Annotated in this window: 16 protein-coding genes; 11 read left to right on the forward strand and 5 right to left on the reverse strand. The window is 71.9% G+C overall.

The features are described from left to right. The 3 genes from MRB58_RS20850 to MRB58_RS20860 all read right to left on the reverse strand — a co-directional run bounded on the left by MRB58_RS20850 (window position 1) and on the right by MRB58_RS20860 (window position 2,897). Window positions 1-1,059 carry a TRAP transporter substrate-binding protein gene (locus MRB58_RS20850; RefSeq protein WP_244779001.1) on the reverse strand — a complete coding sequence of 353 codons (1,059 nt, stop codon included), beginning with the start codon at window positions 1,057-1,059 and terminating at the stop codon, window positions 1-3. A 25-nt stretch (window positions 1,060-1,084) separates the two neighbouring features. Next, window positions 1,085-1,948: a putative hydro-lyase gene (locus MRB58_RS20855; protein ID WP_244779002.1), complete on the reverse strand. Its 864-nt coding sequence runs from the start codon at window positions 1,946-1,948 to the stop codon at window positions 1,085-1,087. A 73-nt stretch (window positions 1,949-2,021) separates the two neighbouring features. Continuing rightward, the gene (locus MRB58_RS20860; protein ID WP_244779003.1) at window positions 2,022-2,897 is read right to left on the reverse strand and encodes a LysR family transcriptional regulator; all 876 of its coding nucleotides are present in this window, start codon (window positions 2,895-2,897) and stop codon (window positions 2,022-2,024) included. A 153-nt stretch (window positions 2,898-3,050) separates the two neighbouring features. Here MRB58_RS20860 and MRB58_RS24900 point away from each other — a divergent pair, with 153 nt between their 5' ends. From MRB58_RS24900 to MRB58_RS20920, 11 genes are all read left to right on the forward strand, one after another. Further along, window positions 3,051-6,515, forward strand: coding sequence for a DUF2497 domain-containing protein (locus tag MRB58_RS24900; RefSeq protein WP_305853211.1), 3,465 nt, complete (start codon window positions 3,051-3,053; stop codon window positions 6,513-6,515). 107 nt (window positions 6,516-6,622) lie between these two features. After that, window positions 6,623-7,786 carry a c-type cytochrome biogenesis protein CcmI gene (gene ccmI / locus MRB58_RS20875; RefSeq protein WP_244779004.1) on the forward strand — a complete coding sequence of 388 codons (1,164 nt, stop codon included), beginning with the start codon at window positions 6,623-6,625 and terminating at the stop codon, window positions 7,784-7,786. A 198-nt stretch (window positions 7,787-7,984) separates the two neighbouring features. Continuing rightward, window positions 7,985-8,503: a cytochrome c maturation protein CcmE gene (gene ccmE / locus MRB58_RS20880; RefSeq protein ID WP_244779005.1), complete on the forward strand. Its 519-nt coding sequence runs from the start codon at window positions 7,985-7,987 to the stop codon at window positions 8,501-8,503. Window positions 8,504-8,510: 7 nt separating this feature from the next. Beyond that, window positions 8,511-10,499, forward strand: a complete 1,989-nt coding sequence (locus MRB58_RS20885) for a heme lyase CcmF/NrfE family subunit (protein ID WP_244779006.1) — start codon at window positions 8,511-8,513, stop codon at window positions 10,497-10,499. Then, window positions 10,496-10,987, forward strand: coding sequence for a cytochrome c-type biogenesis protein (locus MRB58_RS20890; RefSeq protein ID WP_244779007.1), 492 nt, complete (start codon window positions 10,496-10,498; stop codon window positions 10,985-10,987). Before MRB58_RS20885 ends, MRB58_RS20890 begins: the two co-directional genes overlap by 4 nt. A 61-nt stretch (window positions 10,988-11,048) precedes the next feature. Next, window positions 11,049-12,266 carry an alpha/beta fold hydrolase gene (locus MRB58_RS20895; protein ID WP_244779008.1) on the forward strand — a complete coding sequence of 406 codons (1,218 nt, stop codon included), beginning with the start codon at window positions 11,049-11,051 and terminating at the stop codon, window positions 12,264-12,266. 222 nt (window positions 12,267-12,488) lie between these two features. Next, the gene (locus MRB58_RS20900) at window positions 12,489-14,033 is read left to right on the forward strand and encodes a Do family serine endopeptidase (protein ID WP_244779009.1); all 1,545 of its coding nucleotides are present in this window, start codon (window positions 12,489-12,491) and stop codon (window positions 14,031-14,033) included. Window positions 14,034-14,409: 376 nt separating this feature from the next. Further along, window positions 14,410-15,090 (forward strand): response regulator transcription factor, encoded by a 681-nt coding sequence (locus MRB58_RS20905; RefSeq protein ID WP_244779010.1) that lies wholly within the window; start codon window positions 14,410-14,412, stop codon window positions 15,088-15,090. 97 nt (window positions 15,091-15,187) lie between these two features. Further along, window positions 15,188-16,654, forward strand: a complete 1,467-nt coding sequence (locus tag MRB58_RS20910; protein ID WP_244779011.1) for a HAMP domain-containing sensor histidine kinase — start codon at window positions 15,188-15,190, stop codon at window positions 16,652-16,654. Then, entirely contained in the window at window positions 16,644-19,445 is a 2,802-nt protein-coding gene (locus MRB58_RS20915) for a bifunctional [glutamine synthetase] adenylyltransferase/[glutamine synthetase]-adenylyl-L-tyrosine phosphorylase (RefSeq protein ID WP_244779012.1), read from the forward strand. The genes MRB58_RS20910 and MRB58_RS20915 overlap by 11 nt, the downstream gene beginning before the upstream one ends. 120 nt (window positions 19,446-19,565) lie before the next feature. Continuing rightward, window positions 19,566-20,330 carry an HpcH/HpaI aldolase/citrate lyase family protein gene (locus MRB58_RS20920; protein ID WP_244779013.1) on the forward strand — a complete coding sequence of 255 codons (765 nt, stop codon included), beginning with the start codon at window positions 19,566-19,568 and terminating at the stop codon, window positions 20,328-20,330. Window positions 20,331-20,438: 108 nt separating this feature from the next. Here MRB58_RS20920 and MRB58_RS20925 read toward each other — a convergent pair whose 3' ends face one another. Both MRB58_RS20925 and pepN read right to left on the reverse strand, forming a co-directional pair. Next, window positions 20,439-22,877, reverse strand: coding sequence for a PAS domain-containing sensor histidine kinase (locus MRB58_RS20925; protein ID WP_244779014.1), 2,439 nt, complete (start codon window positions 22,875-22,877; stop codon window positions 20,439-20,441). Between the two features lie 325 nt (window positions 22,878-23,202). Further along, entirely contained in the window at window positions 23,203-25,773 is a 2,571-nt protein-coding gene (pepN, locus tag MRB58_RS20930) for an aminopeptidase N (protein ID WP_244779015.1), read from the reverse strand. Window positions 25,774-25,865: the final 92 nt, after the last annotated feature.

Below are 25,865 nucleotides of genomic sequence, written 5' to 3' on the forward strand. Positions count from 1 at the left end.
TCAGTCGCCGATCGTCACGCCGACGGTCGCGCCGACGGTGTCGTTCCACGCCTTGGCATAGTCCGGACCGGCGCGCTCGGCCCACTCGGGCAGGACGACGGTCTTCAGGACCTCCTCGGCGGTGGCGATGTCCTCGTCGCTCGGCTCCACCAGCGTCATCGCGGCCGGCTCGCCCGGGCACTCGCCGTTGCCGGTGAGGCAGGCGATGTCGCCCTCCAGCGCCGCGGCCGCGCCCGCCCAGGCGGCATCTTCCAACTCGGCCTTGGCGGTCTCGGCGATCAGGGTCTGCGTGGCTTCGGGGAGCGCGTCCCACTTGTCGAGGTTGATGGCGGAGATCACCGGGTCCCAGCCGCCCAGCGGCAGGGTCATCAGGTGATCGGCCGATTCCCACCAGCCGGCGCTGTAGCCCGACCCCGAGCCGGTGATCGCACAGTCGACGACCCCGCGCTCCAGCGCCCCCGGCACCTCGCCGAACGCCACGTTGACGCCCTCCGCGCCCAGAGCGTCGAGAAATTTGACCGTCATGCGGCCCGAGCCGCGCACCTTCTTGCCCTTCAGGTCGGCGAGGCCTTTCACCTCGCCCTTGCAGAAGACGACCTGCGGGGGATAGGGCGCGATCGTCAGGAGCTTGGCGCCGAAACGGGTCTCGACGATCTCCTCCACCATGGGCCGCGCCGCGTCGACCATCGCGCGCGCCGCCTCCACGGTCGTCGCCACCAGCGGTACGTCGAGGCCTTCCAGCTCCGGCGCATCGCCGACGATGTAGTCCGACACGGTCGAGCCGACGTCGAACACGCCGTCCCCGAGCAGGCGGTAGACGTCGCCGCCGGCGATGCCCATCTGGTCGAACGTCGTCAGCTCGACGTCGATCGCCCCGCCGGACGCCTCGGGCAGCGTCTTCGTCCAGAACGGCTCCTCGTACTCTTTGTAGAGCGGCAGGCTCGACCACGAGCCGACCACGGCGAGCGTCGCGGGTTCGATGTCCTGGGCCAGGGCGGGGACGCTGGCGAGGGTCGTGGCGGCGGCGAGCGCCGCGGCGAGACGTCGGGTCGTGGACATGATCGGCTCCTCCGGGGTGTTGGTCTCAGGGGGTGGATCGCGGCACGCGGCGCGAGGCACGCGTGGGGAAGGTGGTCAGCCCCTCGGCCAGGAGGTCGGTGACCAGCATGTAGCCGGGGGCGTGGGTGATCGCGAACGGCACCTTGGCGGCTTGGAGCGCGCGTTGCGGCGTCACCCCGCAGGCCCAGAAGACGAGCATGTCGCCCGGCTCGATCACCGGCGGATCGCCGAAGTCGGGCTTCATCACGTCGGCGATGCCGAGGGCGGAGGGGTCGCCCAGGTGGACCGGCGCGCCGTGTGCCAGCGGCTGGCGGTCGGACAGCACCACGGCGCGGACCGCGGCCTGCGGCGGCATCGCCCGCAGCGAGACGACCATCGGCCCCTGAAAGCGCCCCGCCGGCTCGGTCGGGCGGCCGGTGACGTACATCGGCACGTTGCGCCCGGCGTCCACGTGGCGCACCGGCAGCCCCTCGGCGATCAGCGCATCCTCGAACGAGAACGAGCAGCCGAGCGCGAAGGCGACGAGATCGTCGCGCCACAGGTCGGTGACGTCGTTCGGCTCGGCGACGCACACGCCGTCGCGATAGACGCGGTAGCGCGGCACGTCGGTCCGGAGGTCGAGGTCGTCGGCGACCATCGGAAGGTGCGGCGAGCCGGGCTCGGAGAGGCCCACCAGGGGGCAGGGCTTGGAGTTCTTGGCGGCGAAGGCGAGGAACTCGTCCGCCGCGTCCTTCGGCAGGATGACGAGGTTGGCCTGCAGCGCACCGCGGCACTGGCCGGCGGTCTGCTCGGCGAAGGCGCCGCTGCGGCTCGCCCGGCGCAGCGCCGCCGGATCGGCGAAATAGAGCCGGTGCGGCTCGATGAGAGGTTCATTCGCAACGACGTTCATGAACAGCATCGTTCGACAGAAGAATGATGCTGTCAACGGATGTATTGGCGCAAATATTGATCTTCTGAAGAGATCAGTCAGGCCGGCAAATCGCCTCGATCGCGGCATCGACCGGGGCGCCGAGGCTCTTGATGCGGCAGATGGAGAATTCCACCGCCGACAGCGTCAGCTCCGGGGCCACGCGCACGGGGACGATGCGCCCGCGCGCGGCGTCCTCGGCCGCCATCTCCAGCGGCAGGGTGCCGATACCGGTGCCGTCGACCACCAAGGAGAGGACCGTCGCCAGGGAGGCGCTGCCATGCAGGATCGGGGGCTCGATCTCCGGCTGGGCGAACAGCCGCTCGACCTCGCGGTAGGGGAGCGTGCCGCGCGAGAAGGTGACGATGGGCCAGCGCACCAGGGCGGCGAGGCTGAGCGGCGCCTCGCCGAGGTCGAGCGCGGGCGAGGCGTACCAGCCCAGCTCAGAGCGCGAGACCGGCCCGCCGAGCGCCCCCGCCGGCACCGACTGGCGCATCAGCACCGCGAGGTCGATCTCGTCCCCCGCCAGCATCGCCGCCAGACGCTGCGAGACCTCCACCGACAGCTCGATCCGCACCGCCGGCGCCGCCTCGCGCAGCGCTCGCACGATCGCCGGCAGGCGCGTGTGAACGATCGTCTCGGCGACGCCGAGGCGCAGCGTGCCGCCGGCCGCCCCGCCGGTGATCCCCTCGACAATCTGGTCGCGCAGGGCGATCAGCCGCTCGCCCTCTTCCAGGACGCGACGGCCGACCAGCGTCAACGAGGCCTGCCGGCGCGAGCGGTCGAATATGAGGACGCCGAGGCGCTTCTCGAGCGCGGCGATGCGGTTGGAGATGGCCGATTGCGACAGCCCCAGCGCATCCGCGGCCGCGCGAAAGCCGCCCGCCTTGACGATCTCGCGCAGCATCTCCGCGTCACGCAGGTCGAACATGGCGGTCCTTCGAAGTGGCGGAGAGGGCCGGCGCGCGGGCCGGACGCAACTGTGGGGAACAGTGTGTGGCGAGCCGGAGGCGGTGACGCAACTGTTACGATTGCCAGGCAACCCTGATTCGCGGCTGCGGCGTCGCGGGATGGAGAGAGCGCAATGGATGATCTCTTGGCTTCTATCCGCAGGATCATCGCCGACGACGAGCCGAAGGCCTGGGACGGCGAGACCGATGCGAACGCGGACGAGGCGCCCGCGCCGCGGCTGAAACCGCGGATTCGCCCGCGCGACCCGATGCCCGATATCGTCGAGCGCTCGATCAAGGCCGCGCTCGCCAATGCCGAGCGGGCGAGCGCCGAGGAGGCCGAGTCGAGCGCCACGAGGCCTGCGGCGCAACCCGATGCGCCCGCAGTCGAGCCCCTGGCGGAGGCCGACGAGGCGGCCACGGCGGCGGCGCGCTCGGCCTTTGCCGACGCCATCGGCCGCTGCGGTGCCGACGAGCCGATGCCACTGCCGGATGCGGCCTACGACGACCCGTCCGACGACGATGCGGGGGCCGCGTTCTACCGCGCCGCCGGCCGCGCGCCCGTGCCGGACTTCGACGGCGAGGAGGACGCGTTCGCCGAAGCGGAGGCGGACGACGACGGTGACGACGACAGCGAGGGCGACGACGAGGGCGCCCGGCGTCCGCTGATCTGCGAGCCGGAGCTGATCGACCAGACCGAGGCCTATCGCACCATCAACTTCGGCGTGGAGGAGTACGAGGACTGGTCCGAGCCGTCGGCCGAGGCGGTGGAAGGGGAGGCCGAGGACGATAGCGAGGCCTTCGCCCCGTGCGCCGCCTTCGCCGAGGCTCTGGAGCGGTTCGCCGACGAAGACCCGGAGGAGGAAGTCGCGGCAGGATCCTTCTGGGACGAGGCCGACGAGGACAACGCGGCGAGCGACCCGGGGATCGACGGCGCCGCCGCGAGCGACGAGACGCCGGACGAGGCGACAGGCGAGGCCAGCGATATCGACGATGCGAGCGAGGCGGACGAGCCCGCCGCCGGTAGGGCCGATGGCGACGAGGACGCCGCCGGCGAGGAACGGGCGCCACCGCATGAGGCCCTCGCGAAGACCCACCTCGCGAAGGGCCACCTCGCAAAAGCCCGGCGCGCTGAGGGCCTGGCCTCGTTCGACGACGGCTTCGATGTACCCGACCCGACCCTGTCCGAACCCGATATCGACGGTGCACCCACGCCCCGGCCCATCGTGGTGCGCAGCGAACCGCAGACGCAGCGATCGCTGGCGGCGAAGCGGCTGGCCCAGGCGTTGAAGCCGGCGCTGCGTGTCGTGCGCCCGGACCCCGCCCGCCTCGCTGCACCGGCTGCCGAGGCGCCGCCGACGCCCGATCCCGTGCCGATGGCCGCCGAGACCCCCACGACCGAGCAAGCCGCCGAGGCACCCGAGGGCGCCCCGCCGTCCCAACCGGCGCAAGGCGGCGAGGCATGGACCACGCCGGAGCCCGACCCCCAACCGCACGCGGCCTTCGAGCCGGTCGGTCCGGCCGGGTCCGACGCCGCCGCGCGCGACGACGCGCCCCAGCCGGCCGCACTCGCCCCAGACGCCGACACCGACGCATACGCCGACGCCGACGCAGACGCAGACGCAGACGCCGACGAGGCACAGCAGCCGGCCGCCCAGTCCTCGCAATCCCCGACGGAACCCGAGGAGGCGGAGGAAGCGCCGCCGGCCGTCGCCGTGCAGATGGCGCTGCCGGCGCCGCGCAAGGTCGTCCCGGCCTGGCCGGAGACGCTGAGCCCATCGGCGCGCGCCGCCTTCCATCGCTGGTCGGACCTGCCGCCGGTCCGTGCGCCGGCGTCGCCCGCCCGCAGCGGCGGGCCGCTGCCGCCGCCGTCCGCGACTGGCGAGGAGAATGCCGCCGAGCCCATCCAACCGCACGCGGCTGCCGCCTTCGGCCCGCCGGCGCCACGCCCGACCGTTCGCGGCGAGGCGCCCCCGATCGGCGGCGCAGCGCAGACCCCGTGCCCTCCCGCTTCGGACGCCCGTTCCGGGGAGGGGCCGTCGTCCGCCGAGCCGACCACCGCGACCGTGCCCGGCGAGGCCGAGGCCGGGATCCCTGCCGCGCAGCCCGCCACGGTCGACCGCACCGCCGGCAGCGGTGGCGCACCCGCCCAGCCGGCGAACGAGCGCCGGCCCTATGAGCGCTGGCTGCTCGACCGCGCGACGCGCGACCTCACGGCCGACGATCGGGCGCCCGGCAGACCGCGCCCCGAGCCACCCGCCGGACGCGACCACCCGCTCGACCGCGGAGCCGCCGCGCTTGGCCCGGCCGCCCCGCGGCCGAGCGGGTGGGTCCAGTCCGGACGCCAGGCCGAGCCCCGAGCGGAGGCCGAGCCCGCCGCCCGCCCCGCGAGTGACGATGCCGAGCGCTCCGCGACCGAGCGCGGCCGGATAGAAAGCGCCGCCGACGACCGCCCCGAGGCCCACCGCCCCGAGGCCGTGCGCGCCACGTTCGACCGTGGTGCCGTCGAGGCTGGTGGCGCAGAACGTGCCGCCTCCGGCACCGCCGCCACCGGGTGCGCCCCGGCCCACGGCGCGGACGGGAGGTCGACGACCGGACACGCCGCCGAGCGCGGCCCCGGCCACGACACGGCCGACCACCGCCCGGCTGAGCTTGCGAAAACGGAAGACGCCACGACCGACGGCGATGTGCCCGCCCACACCGCCGCCGACCGCACCGCCGCCGAGCGCACTTTGGGCGTCCGCGCTCCGGTCAAGCGTGCGGCGATCCAGTCTGCCGCGCATCGGGATACCGGCGGCGATCGGACTTGCGCCACCGAGCAAGCGGCGGCGGAGAGCGAAGCGGAGCGCCGGATGTCGATGCCGGAGCGGGCGGCGAGCGCACTGGAGCGCGCGCTGGCGATCCCGGATCGGCCCGCGCCGGAGCGGCCCCATGCGCTCACCGAGCGGACCCGGCCCGATCATGAGGTTCATGACCCGGCAGGGGCCGAGCGCACCCGGCCCGCGCCGCGCCGGTTCGCCGCCGAGCGCGCCGCCACCGCGCCCCAGCCCATCGCCGCGGTGAGCGCCACCGAACCGCGCAAGCCCAACAGCTGGACCCGCGCCCGCGAGGCGGCACAACGCTACACCTTCGAGGAGATGGCCGCGCGTCGAAGCGCCGGCGCGTCGACCCGGCCGGCACCCGGCGCGTCGGCCCCGGCCGCATGGTCCACCCGGCCGCGCAGCGCCCCCGACGAGCGCGAGGAGGCGACGACCGTGACCTTTGTCGACCGCTACGTCGATCCAGCGGGCTCCGGCCCCCGCACGCCCGATCCGGCGCCGGCCCCGGCCGGTCCCGCAGCCGGTCCCGCCGCCGCTCCGCCGCTCGACACGCTGGTGAGTCAGGCGACGCGGCTCGCCGCCACCGCCGCGTTCGAGGAACTCGCCCACTCGATGCATCCCGCGGACGAACCGGCGCCGGCCGACCGCGCCTCCGCCATCGAGGCGCTCGCCAAGGAGGCCATGCGCCCGATCCTGCGCGAATGGATCGACACCCACCTCAACACCATCGTCGAACGTCTGGTCCGCGAGGAGATCGAGCGGATGACCGGACGCCGCTGAAACTGCGGTCTTTCGTGCCAGACCCCGCCGCGCTCGGCGACAATTTGCCGAGTGCGCGGAGGCGATCCAACCTTGCAATAGCGTCCGGCGGCGATCACTAAGGCGACATGGTGCTCTGGATCGTGTTCGCCGGACTGGCGGTCTCAACGCTCGCGCTGGTGTGTCGACCGCTCTTGGCGAGCGGGGCCCCGGCCATGGGCGGGTCGGACGAGGTGGTCTACGCCGCCCAGCTCGAGGAGATCGAGGCCGACTGCACGCGCGGCACGATCGGCGAGGAGGAGGCCAAGGCCGCCCGAACCGAGGTCGCCCGCCGCCTGCTGCGGGCCCACCGCGAGGGGGGCGACACGGCGCGGAGCGGCCGGCGGCGTTGGGGCGCGGCTGCGCTGCTCGCGGTGCTGGTGCCCGCGGCCGCGGTCGGCGCCTACCTCACCCTCGGCATGCCCGGTTATGGCGACCGCCCGCTCGCCGCCCGCCAGACGACGAACGAGAGCGACTTCGCCCAGCTCGTCGCTCGCGCCGAGGCGCGGCTCGCCGCACGGCCGGACGAAGGCGCGGGGTGGGAGGCGCTGGCGCCGATGTACCTGCGCATGCGCCGCTTCGCCGATGCCGCCGATGCCTACGCCCGCGCCGCCGAGCTGCTCGGCCCGTCGCCGGCCCGCCTCACCGGGCGCGGCCAGGCGCTGATGTTCGCCGCCGGCGGCACCGTGACGGACGCCGCGCTGGAGCTGTTCCGGCAGGCCTCGGCCGCCGAGCCGGAGGCGGTGGCGCCGCGTGTCTTCCTCGCGGTGGCCGCTCGCCAGCGCGGGGACCTGAGCGATGCGGCGGCGCGCTGGCGCACCCTGCTGGAAGCCAGCGACGGCAGTGAGAGCTGGCTCCCGATCGCCCGCTCCGAGGTCGCCGCCCTCAAGCAGGCCGACGCCGCCGCCCGCACCCCGCAGGCGGCCGCGCGGGGGCCATCCGCCGCCGCTCCCACCGCCGCCGCCCCCGCCGTCGCCGCGCCCCCCGCCGCCGCCGCGATCGCTGCGCTGCCGGCCGGCGAGCGCGCGGCGCAGATCGAGGGCATGGTGGCGAGCCTCGCCGCACGCCTGGAGACGGACGGCGGCACGGCCGAGGAATGGGCGCGGCTGGTCCGGTCCTACCGCGTCATGGGCCGCGAGGCGGACGCCGAGACGGCCGTCGCCGCCGCGCTCGCCGCGCTCGACGGCCCCGAGCGCGAGGCGTTCGCCGCCACGGTCGACGGCGCCGTCGATCCCGTTTCGGGTCCCCGGTGAGGCCATGATGAGCACAGTCCACGCCATATCGAGTCGCGCCGCCGCGCCCGCATCGCGCGCAGCATGCGCCGCATCCTGCGGCCACGGTTGCGGCCATCTCCACCCACCGCGGTGCGGTGCGAAGGCACCGACCGGGTGCCGTCCCACGGGTCCTTTCGGCGGTCGCCGCCGCGGATCCGCCACCCTCGGAGTGACGGCATGACGCGGCGCGGCCGCAAGGCGCGGCGCCTCGCGCTGGTGGCGGTCGCGGGGCTCGCCATCGCCGGCGCCGCCGCGCTCGTCCTCTACGGGCTGGGCGACCGCATCACCTACGCCGCCACGCCGACCGAGCTGAAGGAGGCTGTCCACCCCGCCGGCGCGCGCATCCGCCTCGGCGGCCTGGTCGAGGACGGCTCGCTGGTGCGCGGCACCGACGGGGAGGTGACCTTCGCGGTGACCGACACCGTCAATCATGTCTCGGTCACCTATACCGGTCTCCTTCCGGACCTTTTCCGCGAGGGGCAGGGGGTCGTCACCGAAGGGATGATGAACCCGTCCGGCATCCTCGAGGCGGACACCGTGCTCGCCCGACACGACGAGAACTACATGCCCAAGGAAGTCGTCGATTCGCTGAAGGCGCAAGGGCGCTGGAAGGAGGGCGAGGCGGCGCGTACCGGCATGGAGGGCCGCGCCCGGACCGCCACGATCGACCCGGACCAGGCCATCCCGAAGGAGTGACGCCGCGATGCTGAACGAGGTCGGCCATTTCGCGCTCGTCCTGGCGCTGACCATCGCGCTGGTGCAGTCCATCCTGCCGATCGTCGGTGCGCGCACCGGCGACGCGCGGCTGATGGCGACGGCGGCGCCCTGTGCGGGGGCGGTCTTCGCCCTCATCGGCTTCGCGTTCGTCGCGCTGGCGGCGGCCTACATACGGTCCGACTTCTCGCTCGCCAACGTGTTCGAGAACTCGCATTCGGCCAAGCCGTTGATCTACAAGATCTCCGGCGTTTGGGGGAACCACGAAGGGTCGATGCTCCTGTGGGTGCTGGTATTGGCGCTGTTCGGCCTGCTGGCGGCGACCCTGGGGCGAAACATGCCGCTCTCGCTGCGGGCGACGGTGGTCGCGGTGCAGGGCTGGGTGTCGACCGCTTTCCTCGCCTTCATCCTCGCCACCTCCAATCCGTTCGAGCGCCTCTTCCCCGCGCCGCTGGAGGGGCAGGACCTCAACCCGCTGCTGCAGGACATCGGCCTCGCGATCCATCCGCCGCTCCTCTACGTAGGCTATGTCGGCTTCTCGATCGTCTTCGCCTTCGCCGTCGCGGCGCTGATCGAGGGGCGGATCGACGCGGCGTGGGCGCGCTGGGTGCGGCCCTGGGTGCTGATCTCATGGATCTTCCTCACTCTCGGCATCGCGATGGGCTCCTACTGGGCCTACTACGAGCTCGGCTGGGGGGGCTGGTGGTTCTGGGACCCGGTGGAGAACGCGTCGTTCATGCCCTGGCTGGCGGGCACCGCGCTGCTGCACTCGGCTGCCGTGATGGAGAAGCGCGACGCGCTCAAGGTGTGGACGGTGCTGCTGGCCATCATCACCTTCTCGTTGTCGCTGCTGGGGACCTTCCTGGTCCGCTCCGGCGTGCTGACTTCGGTTCATGCGTTCGCCTCGGATCCGACGCGCGGGCTCTTCATCCTGATGATCCTCGCCGCGTTCATCGGCGGCGCCTTCCTGCTCTTCGCGCTGCGGGCGGGGGCGCTGAAGGCGGGCGGAGCGTTCGCGCCCATGAGCCGCGAGGGCGCGCTCGTCTTCAACAACGTCTTCCTGACGACGGCGTGTGCCACGGTCCTCGTCGGCACCCTCTACCCGCTGGTGCTGGAGACGCTGACGGGAGGGAAGATCTCCGTCGGCCCGCCGTACTTCAATCTCACCTTCATCCCGCTGATGGTGCCGCTCTTCGCGGTGCTCCCCTTCGGCCCGCTGCTGGCGTGGAAGCGGGGCGATGCCGCCGCGGCGGCGCAGCGGCTGATCCCCGCGGCGGCCGTCGCGGTGGTCGGCGCGGCCGTGTCGGCCTGGCTGGCGGGGGAGGAGACGGCGCTGACGGCGGCCTTCGGGGTGGCGCTGGGGCTCTACCTCGTCGTCGGCAGCGTGGCGGAGCTGTGGTTGCGCACCGGGCGGCAATCCATCGCCGCACGGCTGGGGCGGCTGACGCGGCTGCCGCGCTCGACCTGGGGGACCGCGCTGGGGCACCTCGGCGTCGGTGTCACGGTGCTGGGCATCGCCGCCCTGTCGGCGTTCGAGACCGAGGTCATCCGCGACATGGCCCCCGGCGACAGTGCCACCATTGCCGGCACCGAGGTCTACTTCGTCCGCCCGGAGCGCGTCGAGGGCCCCAATTATACCGACACGGTGGCCGTCTTCGAGGTGCGGCGCGGGGGCCGGGCGGTGGCCGAGCTGCGGCCGGCCAAGCGGCACTATCCGGCCCGCAACATGCCCACCACCGAGGCGGCGATCCGCACGGTCGGCGCCTCTCAGCTCTACGTGACGCTGGGGGAGGTGGCGGACGGAAAGGTCGTGGTTCGCCTCTTCCACAAGCCTCTGGTGCTGCTCATCTGGATCGGCGCGGTGGTCGCGGCGGCGGGCGGCGTGCTGTCGCTCGCGGATCGCAAGCTGCGCATCGGCCTGCCGGCGCCCGCGCGGCGGCGGCGGGACGCGGGCGGCGCGGCGGAGGCGGGCGCATGAGGACGCTCGCGTTGCTGATGGCGTTGCTGCTGGCGGTGGGGTGGGCGATCGGGGCCGGACCGGCGCTCGCGGTCAACCCGGACGAGCAGCTCGCCGACCCGGCGCTGGAGGCGCGCGCCCGCGAGCTGTCGCGCGAGCTGCGCTGTGTGGTGTGCCAGAACCAGACGATCGACGATTCGGACGCCGCCATCGCCAAGGACCTGCGCATCCTGGTGCGCGAGCGGTTGACCGCCGGCGACACCGACGCGCAAGTCATGGCCTACCTCACCGACCGCTATGGCGACTTCGTGCGCCTGCGCCCGCCGCTCAATGCCGCGACGGTGGCGCTGTGGTCGTTGCCGGTGCTGGTGCTCTTCCTGGCGATGGCGGCGGCGATCGTCTACCTGCGCCGTCGCCCGAGCGCCCAGCCCGCCGAGGCCGCGCTCACGCCCGACGAGGAGGCCGCGCTGGAGGCGGTGCTGGCCGAGCGACGCAAGCGCGAGCCGTAACACCCTTCCGACCCGCACGCCCCCCTGCTACAGCGGATGGTGCTGGCCGTAGGGGGAACGAATGGACGCGTTCAAGGTCGAAGGGGCGCTCGGCGCAGAGCTTGCCGCACGGGTCGACCGACCCGCCGGCCCCATCCGCGCCGTCGCGCTGTTCGCCCACTGCTTCACCTGCGGCAAGGACATCCGCGCCGCGCGCGAGATCGCCCGCCGCCTGGCAGACCAGGGGGTCGCCACCGTCCGCTTCGACTTCACCGGCCTCGGCGGGTCGGACGGCGAGTTCGCCTCCACCCATTTCTCCTCCAATGTCGGCGACCTCGTGAAGATGGCCGATGCGCTGCGCGAAACGATCGGCGCGCCGCGACTCTTGATCGGCCACTCGCTCGGCGGCGCGGCGGTGCTGGTCGCCGCCGCGCAGATCCCGGAGGTGCGCGCAGTGGCGACGATCGCCGCGCCCGCCGACGCCGAACACGTCACGCGCACCTTCGCCGCTCAGCTGGACCGGATCGAGGAGGAGGGCGCGGCGCCGGTCGAGCTGTCCGGCCGCCGCTTCACCATTCGCCGCGAGTTCGTCGACGACCTGCGGCGTCACCGGGTGACGGACGCGGCGCGCACGCTGGACGCGGCGCTGATGGTGATGCACGCCCCGCTCGACGATCATGTCGGCATCGACAACGCGACGCGGATCTTCGTCGCCGCCAAGCATCCGAAGAGCTTCGTGTCGCTGGGCGATGCGGACCACCTGCTCAGCGACCCCGCCGACGCACGCTATGCGGCGGACGTGATCGCCGCATGGGCGAGCCGGTTCGCCCTCGACGCGCTCCCCGCACGCGGAACGCCGGCGGCGGTCGAAGGCGGCGTGCGCGCGAGCGTGCTGGACGGCGCCTTCCGCACGGCGCTCGACGCGGCGGGCTTTCCGCTGACGGCGGACGAGCCGGCAGAGGTGGGCGGCGAAGGAAGCGGCCCGACCCCCTACGACTACCTCGGCGTCGCCCTCGCGAGCTGCACGCTGATGACGATGCGCCTCTACGGTGCGCGCAAGGGCTGGGTGGTGGATGCCACCGTCGACGTCACCCACGGCAAGGTCCACCGCGACGACTGCGAGGCGTGCGTGGGAAAGGAGGCGGGCAAGGACGGCAGGATCGACCGCTTCGAGCGGGTCATCCGGTTCGGCCCCGGCACCGAGACGGCGAACCGCGACCGGCTCGTCGAGATCGCCGACCGGTGCCCGGTGCATCTCACGCTGGAGCGCGGCGCCGCCATCGTGACGCGCAGCGAATGACGGCGACGTCGGACCGGGGCGGTTCGACCCGGCACTATCTCGCCACGCCCGGAGGCGCCCGTGAAGCACCCCCGGCCGCGCCTGCCGCTGCGACACCCGCGGCGTTCCGTGGAATTCGGCGTCCCTTACGAAATTGTCACACCGCGGACAGTGCGACGTAATCTGCCACTTCCTAGGTTGGGCGACGACAAGGACGGATCCCCTTCCGACAGGAGACAATGCATGGGATTGAACATCGCCACCGGTAAGCGTCGCACCGCCGCGCTTCTCGCCGGGACGTTCCTGATGGGCGCGGCCGGCGCCGCGGTGATGGACGGTGCGGGCACCACGCCGGCCCTGGCCCAGAACCTCTCCGAGCAGGTTCCGAGCGCGGTGCAGAACAACGCGCCGAGCTTCGCCGATATCGTCGACCGCGTCAGCCCCGCGGTCGTGTCGATCCAGGTCAAGAGCCGGGCCAACCCGCGGCTCTCCAATTTCCGCGGCTTCGAAGGCTCCCCGTTCGACTTCTTCGAGCAGTTCGAGGAGCGCTTCGGTCGCGGTGACCGCGACAACGACCGCCGCTTCGGTCAGCGTCCGGACCGCCGCGGCGGCCGCCAGTTCTCGATGGGGCAGGGTTCCGGCTTCCTGATCTCGGCCGACGGCTACGTCGTCACCAACGGCCACGTCGTCGACGATGCCGAGGAAGTCACCGTCATCCTCAACGACGGTGAGACGCACGAGGCCGAGGTGATCGGCGTCGACGAGAAGACCGACCTCGCGCTCGTCAAGATCGAGGGCAAGCACGACTTCCCGTTCGTCTCCTTCGCCACGCAGGAAACGCGGGTCGGCGACTGGGTGATGGCGGTCGGCAACCCGTTCGGCCTCGGCGGCTCGGTCACCGCGGGCATCGTCTCCGCGCGCGGCCGTGAGATCGGCGCCGGCCCCTACGACGACTTCCTGCAGATCGACGCGCCGATCAACCGCGGCAACTCCGGCGGTCCGACCTTCAACCTCGCCGGCAACGTGGTGGGTGTGAACACGGCCATCTACTCGCCCTCCGGCGGCTCGGTCGGCATCGGCTTCGCCATCCCCGCCTCGATCGTCGAGGACGTGATCGCGGACCTGCGGGACGACGGCAACGTCACGCGCGGCTGGCTCGGCGTGCAGATCCAGACGATCACGCCGGAGCTGGCCGAGAGCATCGGCCGCAACTCCGTCGCCGGCGCGCTGGTGACCGAGCCGCAGGACGGCAGCCCCGCCATGACCGCCGGCATCGAGCCGGGCGACGCCATCGTCGCGGTCGACGGCGAGACGGTCGACAGCCCGCGCGGCCTCGCCCGCACGATCTCGGCCAAGGAACCGGGTTCGACGGTGGCGATCACCGTGTGGCGCGACGGCAAGGAGCAGAAGGTCGACGTCGTCCTCGGCACGCTGGGCGACACGGAGACGGCCGACCGTGACCGCGGCGACGACCGCGGCCAGGGCAACGACCAGCAGGAGACGTCCGAGCTTCTGGGCATGACGCTGGTCCCGGCACGCCAGACCGGCCTCGACAGCGACGGCCTCGCCGTCATCAGCGTCGAGCCGGGCAGCGCGGCGGCCGAGGCGGGCATCCGCTCGGGCGACATCATTCTGCAGGCCAGCGGCGAAGACGTCGCCGACCAGTCCGACTTCGAGAGCGGCATGGACATGGCCCGCAGCGAGGGACGCAGCAACGTGTTCCTGCGCATCCAGTCCGGCCAGAATGCCCGCTACGTCGCGGTGCCCGTCGATGAAGAGCGCGGTTAACAAAAAGCCGCGCTCCACTAACTAACGCGTAGAATGGGGGAGCCGGGCCCGGCGTCCGGCTCCTCGACCATTTGTACGCGTGGCTCCCGGGGTCACGCCCGACCCGACCGGTGACGCCACGTGCTTCCCAGTATTCAGCAGTTCTCGTCGGAGCCGACGGGGCGGATCAGCGCCTCGCCTCCCTCCGTCCCATCCACGGCACCCTCGCGCCCGGCGGCCGTCTCCGCCGGTGCACCGAGGGGGCAGCGGGTCCCGCTGCGGCATCGATGCCGCCGGCGCGGGCACCATATTGTTGCGAGGCATTGGTCGGATGACGTTGAATTTGACCCAGACAAGAGCGGCCGATGTGCCGCCCATTCGGAGTGAAACACATTCGATGAAGGTACTGATCGTCGAGGATGATGCCGAAGCCGCGCGCTATCTCGCCCGCGGCCTGACCGAAGCCGGCCATGCCTGCGACACCGCCGGCGACGGTGAGGACGGTCTCGAGATGGCGCTCGCCTCGGACTACGATGTTCTGATCGTCGACCGCATGTTGCCCAAGCGGGACGGCCTGTCGCTGATCCAGACGCTGCGCGACAAGGACAAGCATGTGCCGATCCTCGTCCTGTCGGCGCTGGCGCAGGTCGACGATCGGGTGAAGGGGCTGCGGGCGGGCGGGGACGATTACCTCACCAAGCCCTACGCCTTCACCGAGCTGCTGGCGCGCATCGAGGCGCTGGCGCGGCGCAAGCAGACCGCCGAGTTCGAGGCGGTCTACCGTGTCGGCGATCTCGAACTCGACCGGCTGTCCCACACGGTGACGCGCGAGGGCAAGACCATCGTCCTGCAGCCGCGCGAGTTCCGCCTGCTGGAGTACCTGATGCGCCACGCCGGCCAGGTGGTTACGCGCACGATGCTGCTGGAGAACGTCTGGGACTACCATTTCGACCCGCAGACCAACGTCATCGACGTGCACATCTCGCGACTTCGCGGCAAGATCGACAAGTCGTTCAAGAGCCCGCTGGTGCATACCGTCCGGGGCGCCGGCTATGTGATCCGGGCGGACGCGGAGTAAGACGGGCCGCCGGCGCGGGCCGGCGCCGCGTCGACGCTCCGGCCGCGCGCGGCCGGAGCGGATATCGCGAGTGCGCGAGTGCGCACGGGGAGGCACTGTGACCGACACGACGGCCGAACAGGCCGCCTCCAAGCCGCGCCGTCGTCGCGCGGCCCCCCGAGCGGTGCGTCGCGCGCGGCTGATGCGCACGACCGCCTTCAAGCTGACGATCGTCTACCTGCTCGTCTTCGGCGGGTTGGCGCTCGGGCTCATCGCCTACATCTCCAACACCACCAAGGACATCATCGACCGGCAGCTCGAGGCGGCGATCGAGGGGGAGAGCGCCGAACTCGTCAACGAGTACCGCCGCACCGGTCTGTTCCGCCTGATGAACACCATCGAGCGGCGCTCCATGCGGCCCGACGCCAACCTCTACCTGATCACCGACTTCTCCGGCAATCCGATCGCCGGGAACGTCGCCGAGCTGATCTACGACCCGGCCGAGGCGCGTGTGGGCGAGGCCTTTCCGGTGCGTTACATCCGCCTCGTCCCGGCCGAGAACGCCGAGCGCAAGACGCACCGGGCGCTGGCCCGCCTGTCGGTCATCGGCGGCAACTACCGCCTGCTCGTCGGCCGCGACGTCGAGGATCGGATCGAGTTCTCGGCGATCATCAGCCGCTCCATCCGGGGGGCGATGGTGGTGGTGGCGGTGCTGGCGCTGCTGTCGTGGGCGTTCATCTCGCGCGTGGTGCTGCGCAAGGTCGACGCGGTCGGCGCCTCGACGCGGCGCATCGTCGCCGGCGACCTGGCGCGCCGCCTGCCGACGGACGGCTCGGGCGACGAGTTCGACCGCCTCGCCACCAGCGTCAATCGGATGCTGGACGAGATCGAGCGGCTGCACGCGGGCCTGCAGGAGGTCTCGCAGAACATCGCCCACGACCTGAAGACGCCGCTGACGCGCGTGCGCAACCGCCTCGACGAAATGCTGCGCCTGGAGCCGGAGGGCGCCGAGCGTGAAGCGACGCTGACCGCCACGATCGAGGAGTGCGACCAGCTCATCCGCACCTTCGACGCGCTGCTGACCATCGCGCGGGTCGAGAGTCACGCCGCCGCGGTGGAGCTGGAGCCGATCGACCTGTCCGCCGTCGTGGGCGACATGGGCGAGTTCTACGAGCCCGCGGCCGAGGATGCGGGTATGCAATTGGTCGTAGACGTGGCACCCGGTCTTGCCATCCCCGGCGAGCCCACATTACTGCGCACCATGATCGCGAACCTCCTCGACAATGCTATGAAATACGGCGCCAGCGAGACGAACATCGTCGAGCTTCGGCTGCAGCGGGCGGGGGAGGACGCGATCCTCACCGTGCGCGACCACGGCCCCGGCGTCGCCGAGCGCGACCGCGCCCGCCTGACCGACCGCTTCGTGCGGATGGATGCGGCCCGCTCCAAGCCCGGCGCGGGGCTCGGCCTCTCGATGGTGAAGGCGATCGTCGGCCACCACGGCGGCACGCTGACGCTCGACGATGCGGCACCTGGTCTGGCCGTGCGCATCGCCCTGCCGCTGGCGTCGGCCGATGCGCGCTGAGGCCCCGCTCGGCACGCAGCTGACGCCGCTGCCGGGCCCCGGCGACGCCCAGTTCGACGATGCGATCACCACCGGCGCCGCGGCGAGCCTTTCGGAGGGCGTGCGCGCCGCGCTGTCGACCGTCGCCTCGGTTTCCCCCTTCCTCAAGCACTTGATGTTGACCGACCAGCCCGGCCTCGTCGCGGTGCTGGAGCAGACACTGGACGCGACCGTCACCCAGAGTGCGCTGGAGCCGTCCGCCGATCTCGCCGCGGTGGGGGTCGCGATGCGCGTCGCCAAGCGGCGGGTGTCGCTCGCGGTCGCGCTCGCCGATCTCCTCGCCGGGGCCGACGTCGCGACCGTCACCGGCGCGCTCAGCCGCACCGCGGACGCGGCGATCGACGTCGCGCTGCGCAGCGTCCTCCTGGAGGCGGCGCCGCGGGGCGTCGCGCCGGATCCGGACACCTGCGGCATCATCGTCCTCGCCATGGGCAAGCTCGGCGGTGGGGAGCTGAACTATTCCAGCGACGTCGACCTCGTCGTCTTGACCGACCCGGACCGTTCCGAGCCGGCCGGGATCGAGCCCAAGCGCGCGGTGCGCCTGGTGCAGGCGATGACGCGCCTTCTGCAAGAGCGCACCGCCGAGGGTTACGTCTTCCGGGTGGATCTGCGGCTGCGGCCCGACCCGGGCGCGACGCCGGTGGCGGTCTCCACCTGGGCCGCCATCGCCTACTACCAGCAGCGCGCGCGCTCGTGGGAGCGGCAGGCGATGATCAAGGCCCGCCAGGTGACGGGCGACCGTGCTGCGGGGACCGCCTACCTCGCCGCGATCATGCCGTCCATCTGGCGCGCCGCCTACGACTTCACCATCATCAACGACACGATGGCGATGCGCGAGCAGATCGCCGCCGTTCGCGGGGCGGGAATGCTGACGATCCCCGGCCACAACGTGAAGCTCGGCCGCGGCGGCATCCGCGAGATCGAGTTCGTGGTGCAGAGCCTGCAACGCATCGCCGGGGCGCGCGACCGGCGCCTGCGCGGGCGCTCGACGGTCGCCATGCTCGCCGTCCTCGCCCGCTCCGGCTGGCTCTCGCAGGACGCCTGCCGCGACCTGACCGACGCCTACGAGGTGCTGCGCCGGGTCGAGCATCGCATCCAGATGGTCGCTGACGAGCAGACCCACGACCTGCCCAGCGAGGAGAAGCTGCCCGCCATCGCCCGCATGATGCGCACCGACGACCTCATCGGGGAGCTGACCGAGACCTTCGGCACCGTGCACCGGCACTTCGGTGCGCTCTCGGGCACCATCGGGCAGATCAACCCGATGCTGCGCGGCATGGTCGGCCAGCCGGAGCTGCCGAAGACCGTCTCGGACAAGTTCGAGGCGGCGATGGAGACCTGGACCTCCGACCGCTACACCGCGCTGCGCAGCGATCTGGCGCGCAAGCATCTGGCGACGCTCGCTCCGTCGCTGCTGGCCGCCCTCGGCTCCACCACCGACCCCGAACACGCCATCGAGGAGTTCGACGCCTTCCTCGCCCGCCTGCCGCGGGGGGTGGAGTTGCTGGCGCGGCTCGAATCGCACCGCGAGCTGATCCCGGTCCTGGTGCTGATCGTTGCCGCGGCGCCGCGCCTCTCCGGCGAGCTGGCACGCCGCTCGCACCTCCTCGACGTCCTGATCGACCCCACCTTCTTCGGGCGCCTGCCCAACCAGGAGGAACTCGACACGCAGCTCGCCGCCGTGCTCGATGCCGAGCCGGACTACGAGCGCAAGCTCGATTCCATGCGCACCTTCGGTCAGGAGCAGGCCCTGCTGATCGACGTGCGCATCCTCACCGGCTCGCTGATCGGCACCGAGGCCTCGCACGCGCTCAGCCTCCTCGCCGAGATGCTGACGCGCCACGCGCTCAGGATCGCGGCCGAGGAGTTTGCCACCCAGCATGGCGGCTTGCCGGGCGGGCGCGTGGCGCTGGTGGCGCTGGGCAAGTTCGGCAGCGCCGAGATGACGGCGACCAGCGACCTCGACCTCGTCTTCCTCTACGATTGCGCCGACGATGCCGGCGGCTCCGACGGCCGCCGCAGCCTGACGCCGGGCCACTATTACACGCGCCTCGCGCAGCGGCTGATCGCGGCCCTGTCGGCGCCGACCGCGCGCGGCACGCTCTACGAGGTGGACCTGCGTCTGCGGCCGGACGGGCGGGCCGGGCCGATCGCCACGCAGATCCGCTCCTTCGCCGCCTACCACGCCGAGAGTTCGTGGGTGTGGGAGCACATGGCGCTGACCCGCGCACGGGTCGTCGCGGGGGACGAGGCGCTCGGCGAGGAGGCGTTGACGATCATCCGCACCGCGCTCGAGGTCGACCCGGCGCGCGAGACCCTCGCCGAGGACGTCGCCGCGATGCGCGCGCGCATGGCCGCCGAGCATGGCGCCGGGCTGAAGCACATGCCGGGCGGGCAGGTCGACATCGACTTCGTCGCGCAGTATCTGCAGCTGCGTCACGGCCTCGCGGCGGTCGGTGACGACACCTCCACCGCCTCAGCGCTGGCCCGGGCGCGGGAGGCGGAGGTGATCGCGGGCGACGATGCGGAGGTGCTGCTCTCGGCCCACGCGCTCTATCAGCGCCTGTCGCAGATCCTCTCCATCGCCTCGGAGAATGTGTTGAAGCTGGAGGAGGCGCCGCCCGCGTTGCAGCGGATCCTCACCCGCGCCGGGGACGCGCCGGACATCCCCTTCCTCGTCGCCGACCTCGCCGAGCGGCAGGAGGCCGTGCGCGCGCTGTTCGAGCGCCTGGTGGCGCCGCTGCCCCGCTGAAGCGGCGCGCAAAAAGGCTTGCGCGGCCCGCCGCCGGGCGACCATTGTCGCCCCAAAGCCGCGACCGGCGTGCGCCCATGCGCCGCCCCGGCCGGCCAAGAAACGGTTCGAGGGACGACCATGGAACACCGGCGCAACGCCTTCAAGTCCGCCATCCTGAAGGGTGAGCGGCAGATCGGCTTCTGGTGCCAGATGACCGATCCGGGCGGCATGGAGATGCTCGCCGCCGCCGGGTTCGACTGGCTGATGATCGACACCGAGCACTCGCCGACCGACGCCGTCTCCATCCTGCCGCTGCTCCACGCGGTGGAGGCCTTCCCGGTCTCCACCGTGGTGCGACCGGGCTCGGTGAACCCGGTGGAGATGAAGAAGCTGCTGGACCAGGGCGTGCAGACGCTGCTCGTGCCCTACGTGCAGAATGCCGAGGAGGCGCGATTGGCCGCCGCCGCCGTCGCCTACCCGCCGACCGGGATCCGCGGCGTCGCCGGCCTGACGCGCGCGTCGAAATATGGCGCCGTGCCGGATTACGTCACACGCGCGCGGGACGAGATCTGCCTCGTCGTGCAGATCGAGACGCTCTCGGCGGTCGCCGAGTTGGACGAGATCTGCGCCACTCCGGGCGTCGACGCGGTGTTCGTCGGCCCGGCCGACCTCGCCGCCTCGCTCGGCTATCTGGGCCAGCCCGGCCACCCGGAGGTGCGCGCCGCGGTCAAGGACGCCGTGCGCCGCATCCGCGCCGCCGGTAAGCCCGCCGGCTTCCTCAGCCCCGACACCGCCTACGCCGAGGAGATCGTCGAGGCGGGTGCCACGTTCGTCGCCGTCGGCATCGACTGCCATGTGCTGCGCCAGGGCGCGCTGCGGCTGGTGACGCACTGGAAGGGATGAGGCGGCTGGGCCGGGCCAGGGCTTCACCCGAAGGGGCGGGGGCGGGAGTGGACGGTCTCGAGATGCCGCCGAATAAGGCGGCGTGCGGGGGCGGCGCCGTCGGGAGGGTCAGGAGGCGGCGGTGCCGCGGGGGAGGCGCACGGTGACCGTCGTGCCTTCTCCGACTTCCGATTCGATCACCATCTTGCCGCGGTGCAGCTCGGTCAGCGAGCGGGCGATGGCAAGCCCCAGGCCCGAGCCCTGGTAGGTCTTGGTGAGCTGCGTCTCCACCTGCACGAACGGCTGGCCGAGGCGGTCCAGCTCGCGCTTGGGGATGCCGATGCCGTTGTCCTCCACCGCCACGACCACGGCGTCCTTCTCCAGCTTGGCGCGTGTCGTGACGCAGCCTTCGTTGGGCGTGAACTTGACCGCGTTGGACATGAGGTTGAGCAGGATCTGCTTCATCGCGCGGCGGTCCACCACGATGCGCGTCCCCTCGGAGATCTCCGACTTCAGCTCGATCGACTTTTCCGCCGCGATCGGCGTCATGATCCGCGTCGCCTCGTTGAACAGCTCCGACAGGTCCACCGTCTCCATCGACAGGTCGACCTGACCGGCCTCGATGCGGCTCATGTCCAGGATGTCGTTGATGACGCCCAGGAGGTAGGAGCCCGAGTGATGGATGTCCGCGGTGTACTCCGAGTACTTCGACGACCCCAGGGCACCGAACATCTCGCCCTTCATGATCTCCGAGAAGCCGATGATCGCGTTCAGCGGGGTTCTCAGCTCGTGGGACATGTTGGCGAGGAACTCGGACTTGGCCTTGTTGGCATCCTCGGCGCGGTTCTTCTCCTCGGCGTACTTTTCGGCGAGTTCGGCGAGCTGGCGGGTCTGGTTCTCGGCGGTGCGCCGGGCGCTCTTCAGCTCCACGACGTTGGCCTTGAGGCGCTTTTCCGATTCCATCAGGCGCTCTTCATGGGTCTTGAGCGCGGTGATGTCGGTTCCGACCGAGACGAAGCCGCCGTCCTTGGTGCGGCGTTCGTTGATCTGCAGCCAGCGCCCGCCGGCCAGCTCGGCCTCGTAGGAGCGCTCGGTGTCGGGTCCGTCGGACCGGGAGAGCATGTGCGAGGAGACCACCGGCTGGCGCGCGGCGTTGATGACGACGTTGTAGGGGGTGCCGGGCTGCACCGCCTCGTCCGGGAGATTGTGCATCTCCTGGTACTTGGTGTTGCACATCACCAGGCGATTGTGCGCGTCCCACAGCACGAACGCCTCGGAGACGGTCTCGATCGCGTCGCGCAGGCGCATGTCGGCCGTGGCGGACATCTCCTGCAGCCGCTTCTGCTCCGTGGTGTCGAGCGCGACGCCGATGAGATGGGGGCGGCCGGTCTCCTCGTCGTGCACCAGCTCGGCGCGGAAACGCAGCCAGATCCAGCGGCCGTCGGCGTGGCGCATCCGCAGCGTCCGGTCGAGCACCTTGCCGTTGGAGTTGAGTTGCCGCTCGGCGATCTCGTAGAGGCCGCCGTCGTCGGGGTGGACGAGGGCCGCCACCTCGCGGAAACCCATCAGCTCGTCGCGCGGGGGCATGCCGAGGACCTCGAACATCGACTGGGTCCAGAACATGCGGCCCCGGGCGACGTCCCAGTCGAACAGACCGCAGCGGCCGCGGGTGAGCGCGGTGTCGATCCGTTCGGTGGTGGCGCCGTAGATGTGGTCGGCCGAGCGGGCGCGGGCGGACTGCGCATAGAACGCGTAGACCACCACGATGATGACCCCCGCCGTCGTCATGAAGAGGACGGCGTTGGTGCTCATCTCGTCGCGCCAGGCCGTCAGCACCCGCCGCTTGGACTGGGTGACGGCGACGGACGCGTCGTTCCCCTCGATATGGTGGACGGTGGCGAACTGGGTGCCGAGCGGGGTCTCCACCTGCATGACGCCGGCGCGTGCGCCGAAGGTCGTCATCGGCTGGTTCTCGCCCAGGATCATCGAGGCCGGCTCGCCGATCAGCTCGCTGCGGAAGGGCGATGTGGCGCTGATGCGGCCATTCTCCAGCAAGGCGACCATGCGGCCCCCCTGGGTGGCCCGGTCCGGCAGGCTGAAGGCGAAGGCGTCCGGCAGCGGGTCGGCGCTCTGGGCGGCCCGGCGGCCCATTTCGGAGGCGAGGGCGGAGGCGACCAGCGTCAGCTCGCCCTGGGCCTGCGCCTCGTCGCGGGTGCGATGGTCGACCGTGATGGCGATGCGGTAGGCGGCGATCACCAGGATGAACACCACCGTCAGAAACGGGATCGCCTTGCGCAGCAGCGGCTCGCGGGCGAGGAGCTGGCCGTAGGTCGGCGTGGCGATGAGGCGGACGTGGCCGTTCATCTCCGGCCGGCGGGCGGCGCGGGCCGCCTCGGGGCGGCGCTTGGGGGCAGGGCGGACAGGCTCGGGGCGGTTGGGCTCGGGGCGACCCGCCTCGGGGCGGTTGGGCTCGACCGGCGGTTCGGAGCGCACCTCGGCTCGCGGCGGCTCGCCGCGCGCGTCCTTCGGCTGGCGCGGCGGTCTCGCGTCGTCGCCGGCGTCTGCCATGGCATCCTCGGCGCGGGCCTCTTCGGCGAGGCGGGCGGGGTCCGACGGGCGGGCCCCGCTGCGCGGCTTGGCGGTACGCGGCGCGGCGGCCGGACGCGGCCGGACCGGCGCCGCCCCCCGTGCGGCATCGCGCACCGGCTGGCGCACGGCAGCGGCGTCCGCGGCCGCGCCGGCGGCCGGCGTGACGACCGTCCGTTGCCCGCCATCGCTGTGGTGCGGCCGCGTCAACATTGTGCCCCGATGTCTTGATCCGACTCAGCGCAGTTTAGGCGCCGCAGGCAGCTTCTCCAAGTCGTGTTAAGGCTTCGTTCTCGCCTCTCCCGCCTTATCCTTTGGCCGTCAGCCGCCGCGCAATGTCGACGACGTCCGACGACGTCGCCGTCTGGAGCACATCGGCCAATACGTCTGCGGCGGCCTCGCGTCTGGGCGAATCGAAACGTCGCACATCCGAGAACGACGTCAAAAGTCGTGCCGCCACCTGCGGATTCGACTTGTCGAGCGCCTTGGCCACGTCCGCCACGAGGCGGTAGCCCTCGCCGTCGGCGCGGTGGAAGGCGGCGACGTTCTGCGCGAAGGCGCCGATCAGGCTGCGCACGCGGTTGGGCGTCTTGAGGCTGAACTTGGGATGCTCCATCAGCCCGCGCACCCGCTCCAGCGCGCCGTCGTCGGGGCGCATCGCCTCCATGGCGAAGTACTTGTCCAGCACCAGCGGCTCATGCTCGTTGGCGGCGGCGAAGGCGGCGAGCGCGTCGTCGGCCCCCGGTGCGTCGGTGAAGGCGAGGGCGCCGAGCGCGGCGAGGCGGTCTGTCATGGTGGTGGCGCTCGTCGCCTGGGTGGCGGCCCGGTCGGTCTCGCCGGCGGCGGCGAGCAGGTGCATCGCGGCGTTGCGCAGCGCGCGGTGACCCGCCGCCTCGGCCGACACGTCGTCCGCCGGCGGCACCGGGGCGCTGTAGAGCCGGGCGAGCACGTCCTGCATCTTGGCGCCCAGTGCGGCGCTGAAGCCCTGGTGCGCGGCGTTGACCTTGTCGGGGTCGACGTCGCTGCCGATCGCCTCGATCAAAGTCTGGCGGGTCGGCACGATGAGGGCGAGGGCGCGGAAGGTCGGCTCGTGTCCGTCGTTGGCGGCGAGGGTCGCGAGGGCGGCGGCGAGGGCGCTCTCGTCCCCCGGCGCCCCGTCGTAACGGGCGCGCATCGCGCCGACGGCGAGACGCTGCACCGCGTCCCACACGGTGAACGGGTCGTCGTCCTTGGCGATCAGCGTGAGGTCGCGCGCCTCGTCGGCGGTGCGCTCGATCGTCACCGGGGCCGAGAAGCCGCGCATGACCGAAGCGATGGGCGCGGCGTTGAGCCGGTCCACGGTCACCTTCACGCGGTCCTTCAGGACGATGTGGCCGGGGCCGATCTCACCGCCGTGCACGGTCGCCTTGGCGGGGTCGACGGCGCCGGTGTCGCTGAGGAGGGCCAGGCGCACGGGGATCGGCTTGATCGACGCGCCCTCGGCCGGAACCTGGGTCAGCTCCAGCGTGTAGCGGCCGTTCTCGTAGCGCTCGTCCACCTTTACCGTCGGCGTGCCGGGCTCCTCGTACCAGCGCATGAACGCGCCGGGGTCGGCGAGGGGGAAGCAGGAGACGAAGTCCTCCACCGTGGCGGCCGTCCCGTCGAACCTGGCGAAATAGTCGTCCATGCCGGCGCGGAAGGCCGCCTCACCGATCATGGTGTGGATCATGCGGATCAGCTCGGCGCCCTTGTCGTAGACGGTCGCGGTGTAGAGGTTGGAAATCTCGTCGTACTTCGAGGGGCGCACGCAGTGGCGCAGCGGCGAGGCGTCCTCGGGGAACTGCGCGGCGCGCAACCGGCGCACGTCGGCGATGCGCTTGACCCCGCGCGAGCGCTCGTCGGAGGTGAACTCCTGGTCGCGGAACACCGTGAGCCCTTCCTTCAGGCACAGCTGGAACCAATCGCGGCAGGTGATGCGGTTGCCGGTCCAGTTGTGGAAGTACTCGTGCGCGATCACGGTCTCGATGCCGGAGTAGTCCTGATCCGTGGCGACCGCCGGATCGGCCAGCACATAGCGGTCGTTGAAGACGTTGAGACCCTTGTTCTCCATCGCCCCCATGTTGAAGTCGCTGACGGCGACGATGTTGAAGATGTCGAGGTCGTACTCGCGGCCGAAGCGCGTCTCGTCCCAGGCCATCGAGCGCTTCAGCGCGTCCATGGCGTAGGTGGCGCGCGGTTCCTTGCCCCGCTCGACGTAGATGTTCAGCTCCACCTTGCGGCCGGACATGGTGGTGAACGTGTCCGTCACCGCACCGAGGTCGCCGGCGACCAGGGCGAAGAGGTAGGTCGGCTTGGGGAAGGGATCGTGCCAGTGGGCGCTGAGGCGGCCGTCCTTCACCGCCCGCTCCACCAGGTTGCCGTTGGAGAGCAGCACCTGCTCGCCGTCGCCGTCCGCGACGATGAAGACGTCGTAGACGGTCAGCACGTCCGGCCGGTCGTAGGCGTAGGTGATGCGCCGGTAGCCTTCCGCCTCGCACTGGGTGCAGTAGACGCCGTTGGAGCGGTAGAGGCCCATCAACTCGGTGTTGTCGTCGGGCGAGACGACGGTGACGAGGGTGAGCGCGAAGGGCCACTCGGGCGGCGCCTTGAGGACGAACCGGTCCGGACCCGCCTCGTAGGCGCTCTCGTCGAGCGCCTCTCCGTCGAGCTCGACGGCGACGAGCTCCAGCCCGTCGCCGGCCAGCTCCAGCGGGCCGGTGCCGACGGGCTCGTAGAGCGTTGTCGCGCGTACGACGGTGCGGGTCGGGTGGAGGGCGAACATGAGGGAGGTGTGCGGCGCGCGATAGGGCGTCGGCGCGTAGTCCTGGAGGTAGACTGTCTGGCCGGTGTCGGTTCGCATGGTGGTCCCTTCTGCCCGTGCGGGCGGTGCCTGCGCCTGGCGCTTGGTGTGTCGCGACCGGCGCTCGCCCTGACGCCGTGACGTACCTCGGG

Source organism: Acuticoccus sp. I52.16.1 (genome assembly GCF_022865125.1).
Taxonomy (GTDB): Bacteria; Pseudomonadota; Alphaproteobacteria; order Rhizobiales; family Amorphaceae; genus Acuticoccus.

Bases quoted from the DNA above. Each gene is read 5' to 3' on its own strand.
- MRB58_RS20850 (WP_244779001.1), bottom strand. From the start codon at position 1,059: ATGTCCACGACCCGACGTCTCGCCGCGGCGCTCGCCGCCGCCACGACC.
- MRB58_RS20915 (WP_244779012.1), top strand. From the start codon at position 16,644: ATGCGCGCTGAGGCCCCGCTCGGCACGCAGCTGACGCCGCTGCCGGGC.
- MRB58_RS20905 (WP_244779010.1), top strand. From the start codon at position 14,410: ATGAAGGTACTGATCGTCGAGGATGATGCCGAAGCCGCGCGCTATCTC.
- MRB58_RS20890 (WP_244779007.1), top strand. From the start codon at position 10,496: ATGAGGACGCTCGCGTTGCTGATGGCGTTGCTGCTGGCGGTGGGGTGG.
- MRB58_RS24900 (WP_305853211.1), top strand. From the start codon at position 3,051: ATGGATGATCTCTTGGCTTCTATCCGCAGGATCATCGCCGACGACGAG.
- MRB58_RS20925 (WP_244779014.1), bottom strand. From the start codon at position 22,877: ATGGCAGACGCCGGCGACGACGCGAGACCGCCGCGCCAGCCGAAGGAC.
- MRB58_RS20895 (WP_244779008.1), top strand. From the start codon at position 11,049: ATGGACGCGTTCAAGGTCGAAGGGGCGCTCGGCGCAGAGCTTGCCGCA.
- ccmE (WP_244779005.1), top strand. From the start codon at position 7,985: ATGACGCGGCGCGGCCGCAAGGCGCGGCGCCTCGCGCTGGTGGCGGTC.
- MRB58_RS20920 (WP_244779013.1), top strand. From the start codon at position 19,566: ATGGAACACCGGCGCAACGCCTTCAAGTCCGCCATCCTGAAGGGTGAG.
- MRB58_RS20860 (WP_244779003.1), bottom strand. From the start codon at position 2,897: ATGTTCGACCTGCGTGACGCGGAGATGCTGCGCGAGATCGTCAAGGCG.
- pepN (WP_244779015.1), bottom strand. From the start codon at position 25,773: ATGCGAACCGACACCGGCCAGACAGTCTACCTCCAGGACTACGCGCCG.
- MRB58_RS20885 (WP_244779006.1), top strand. From the start codon at position 8,511: ATGCTGAACGAGGTCGGCCATTTCGCGCTCGTCCTGGCGCTGACCATC.
- ccmI (WP_244779004.1), top strand. From the start codon at position 6,623: ATGGTGCTCTGGATCGTGTTCGCCGGACTGGCGGTCTCAACGCTCGCG.
- MRB58_RS20900 (WP_244779009.1), top strand. From the start codon at position 12,489: ATGGGATTGAACATCGCCACCGGTAAGCGTCGCACCGCCGCGCTTCTC.
- MRB58_RS20855 (WP_244779002.1), bottom strand. From the start codon at position 1,948: ATGAACGTCGTTGCGAATGAACCTCTCATCGAGCCGCACCGGCTCTAT.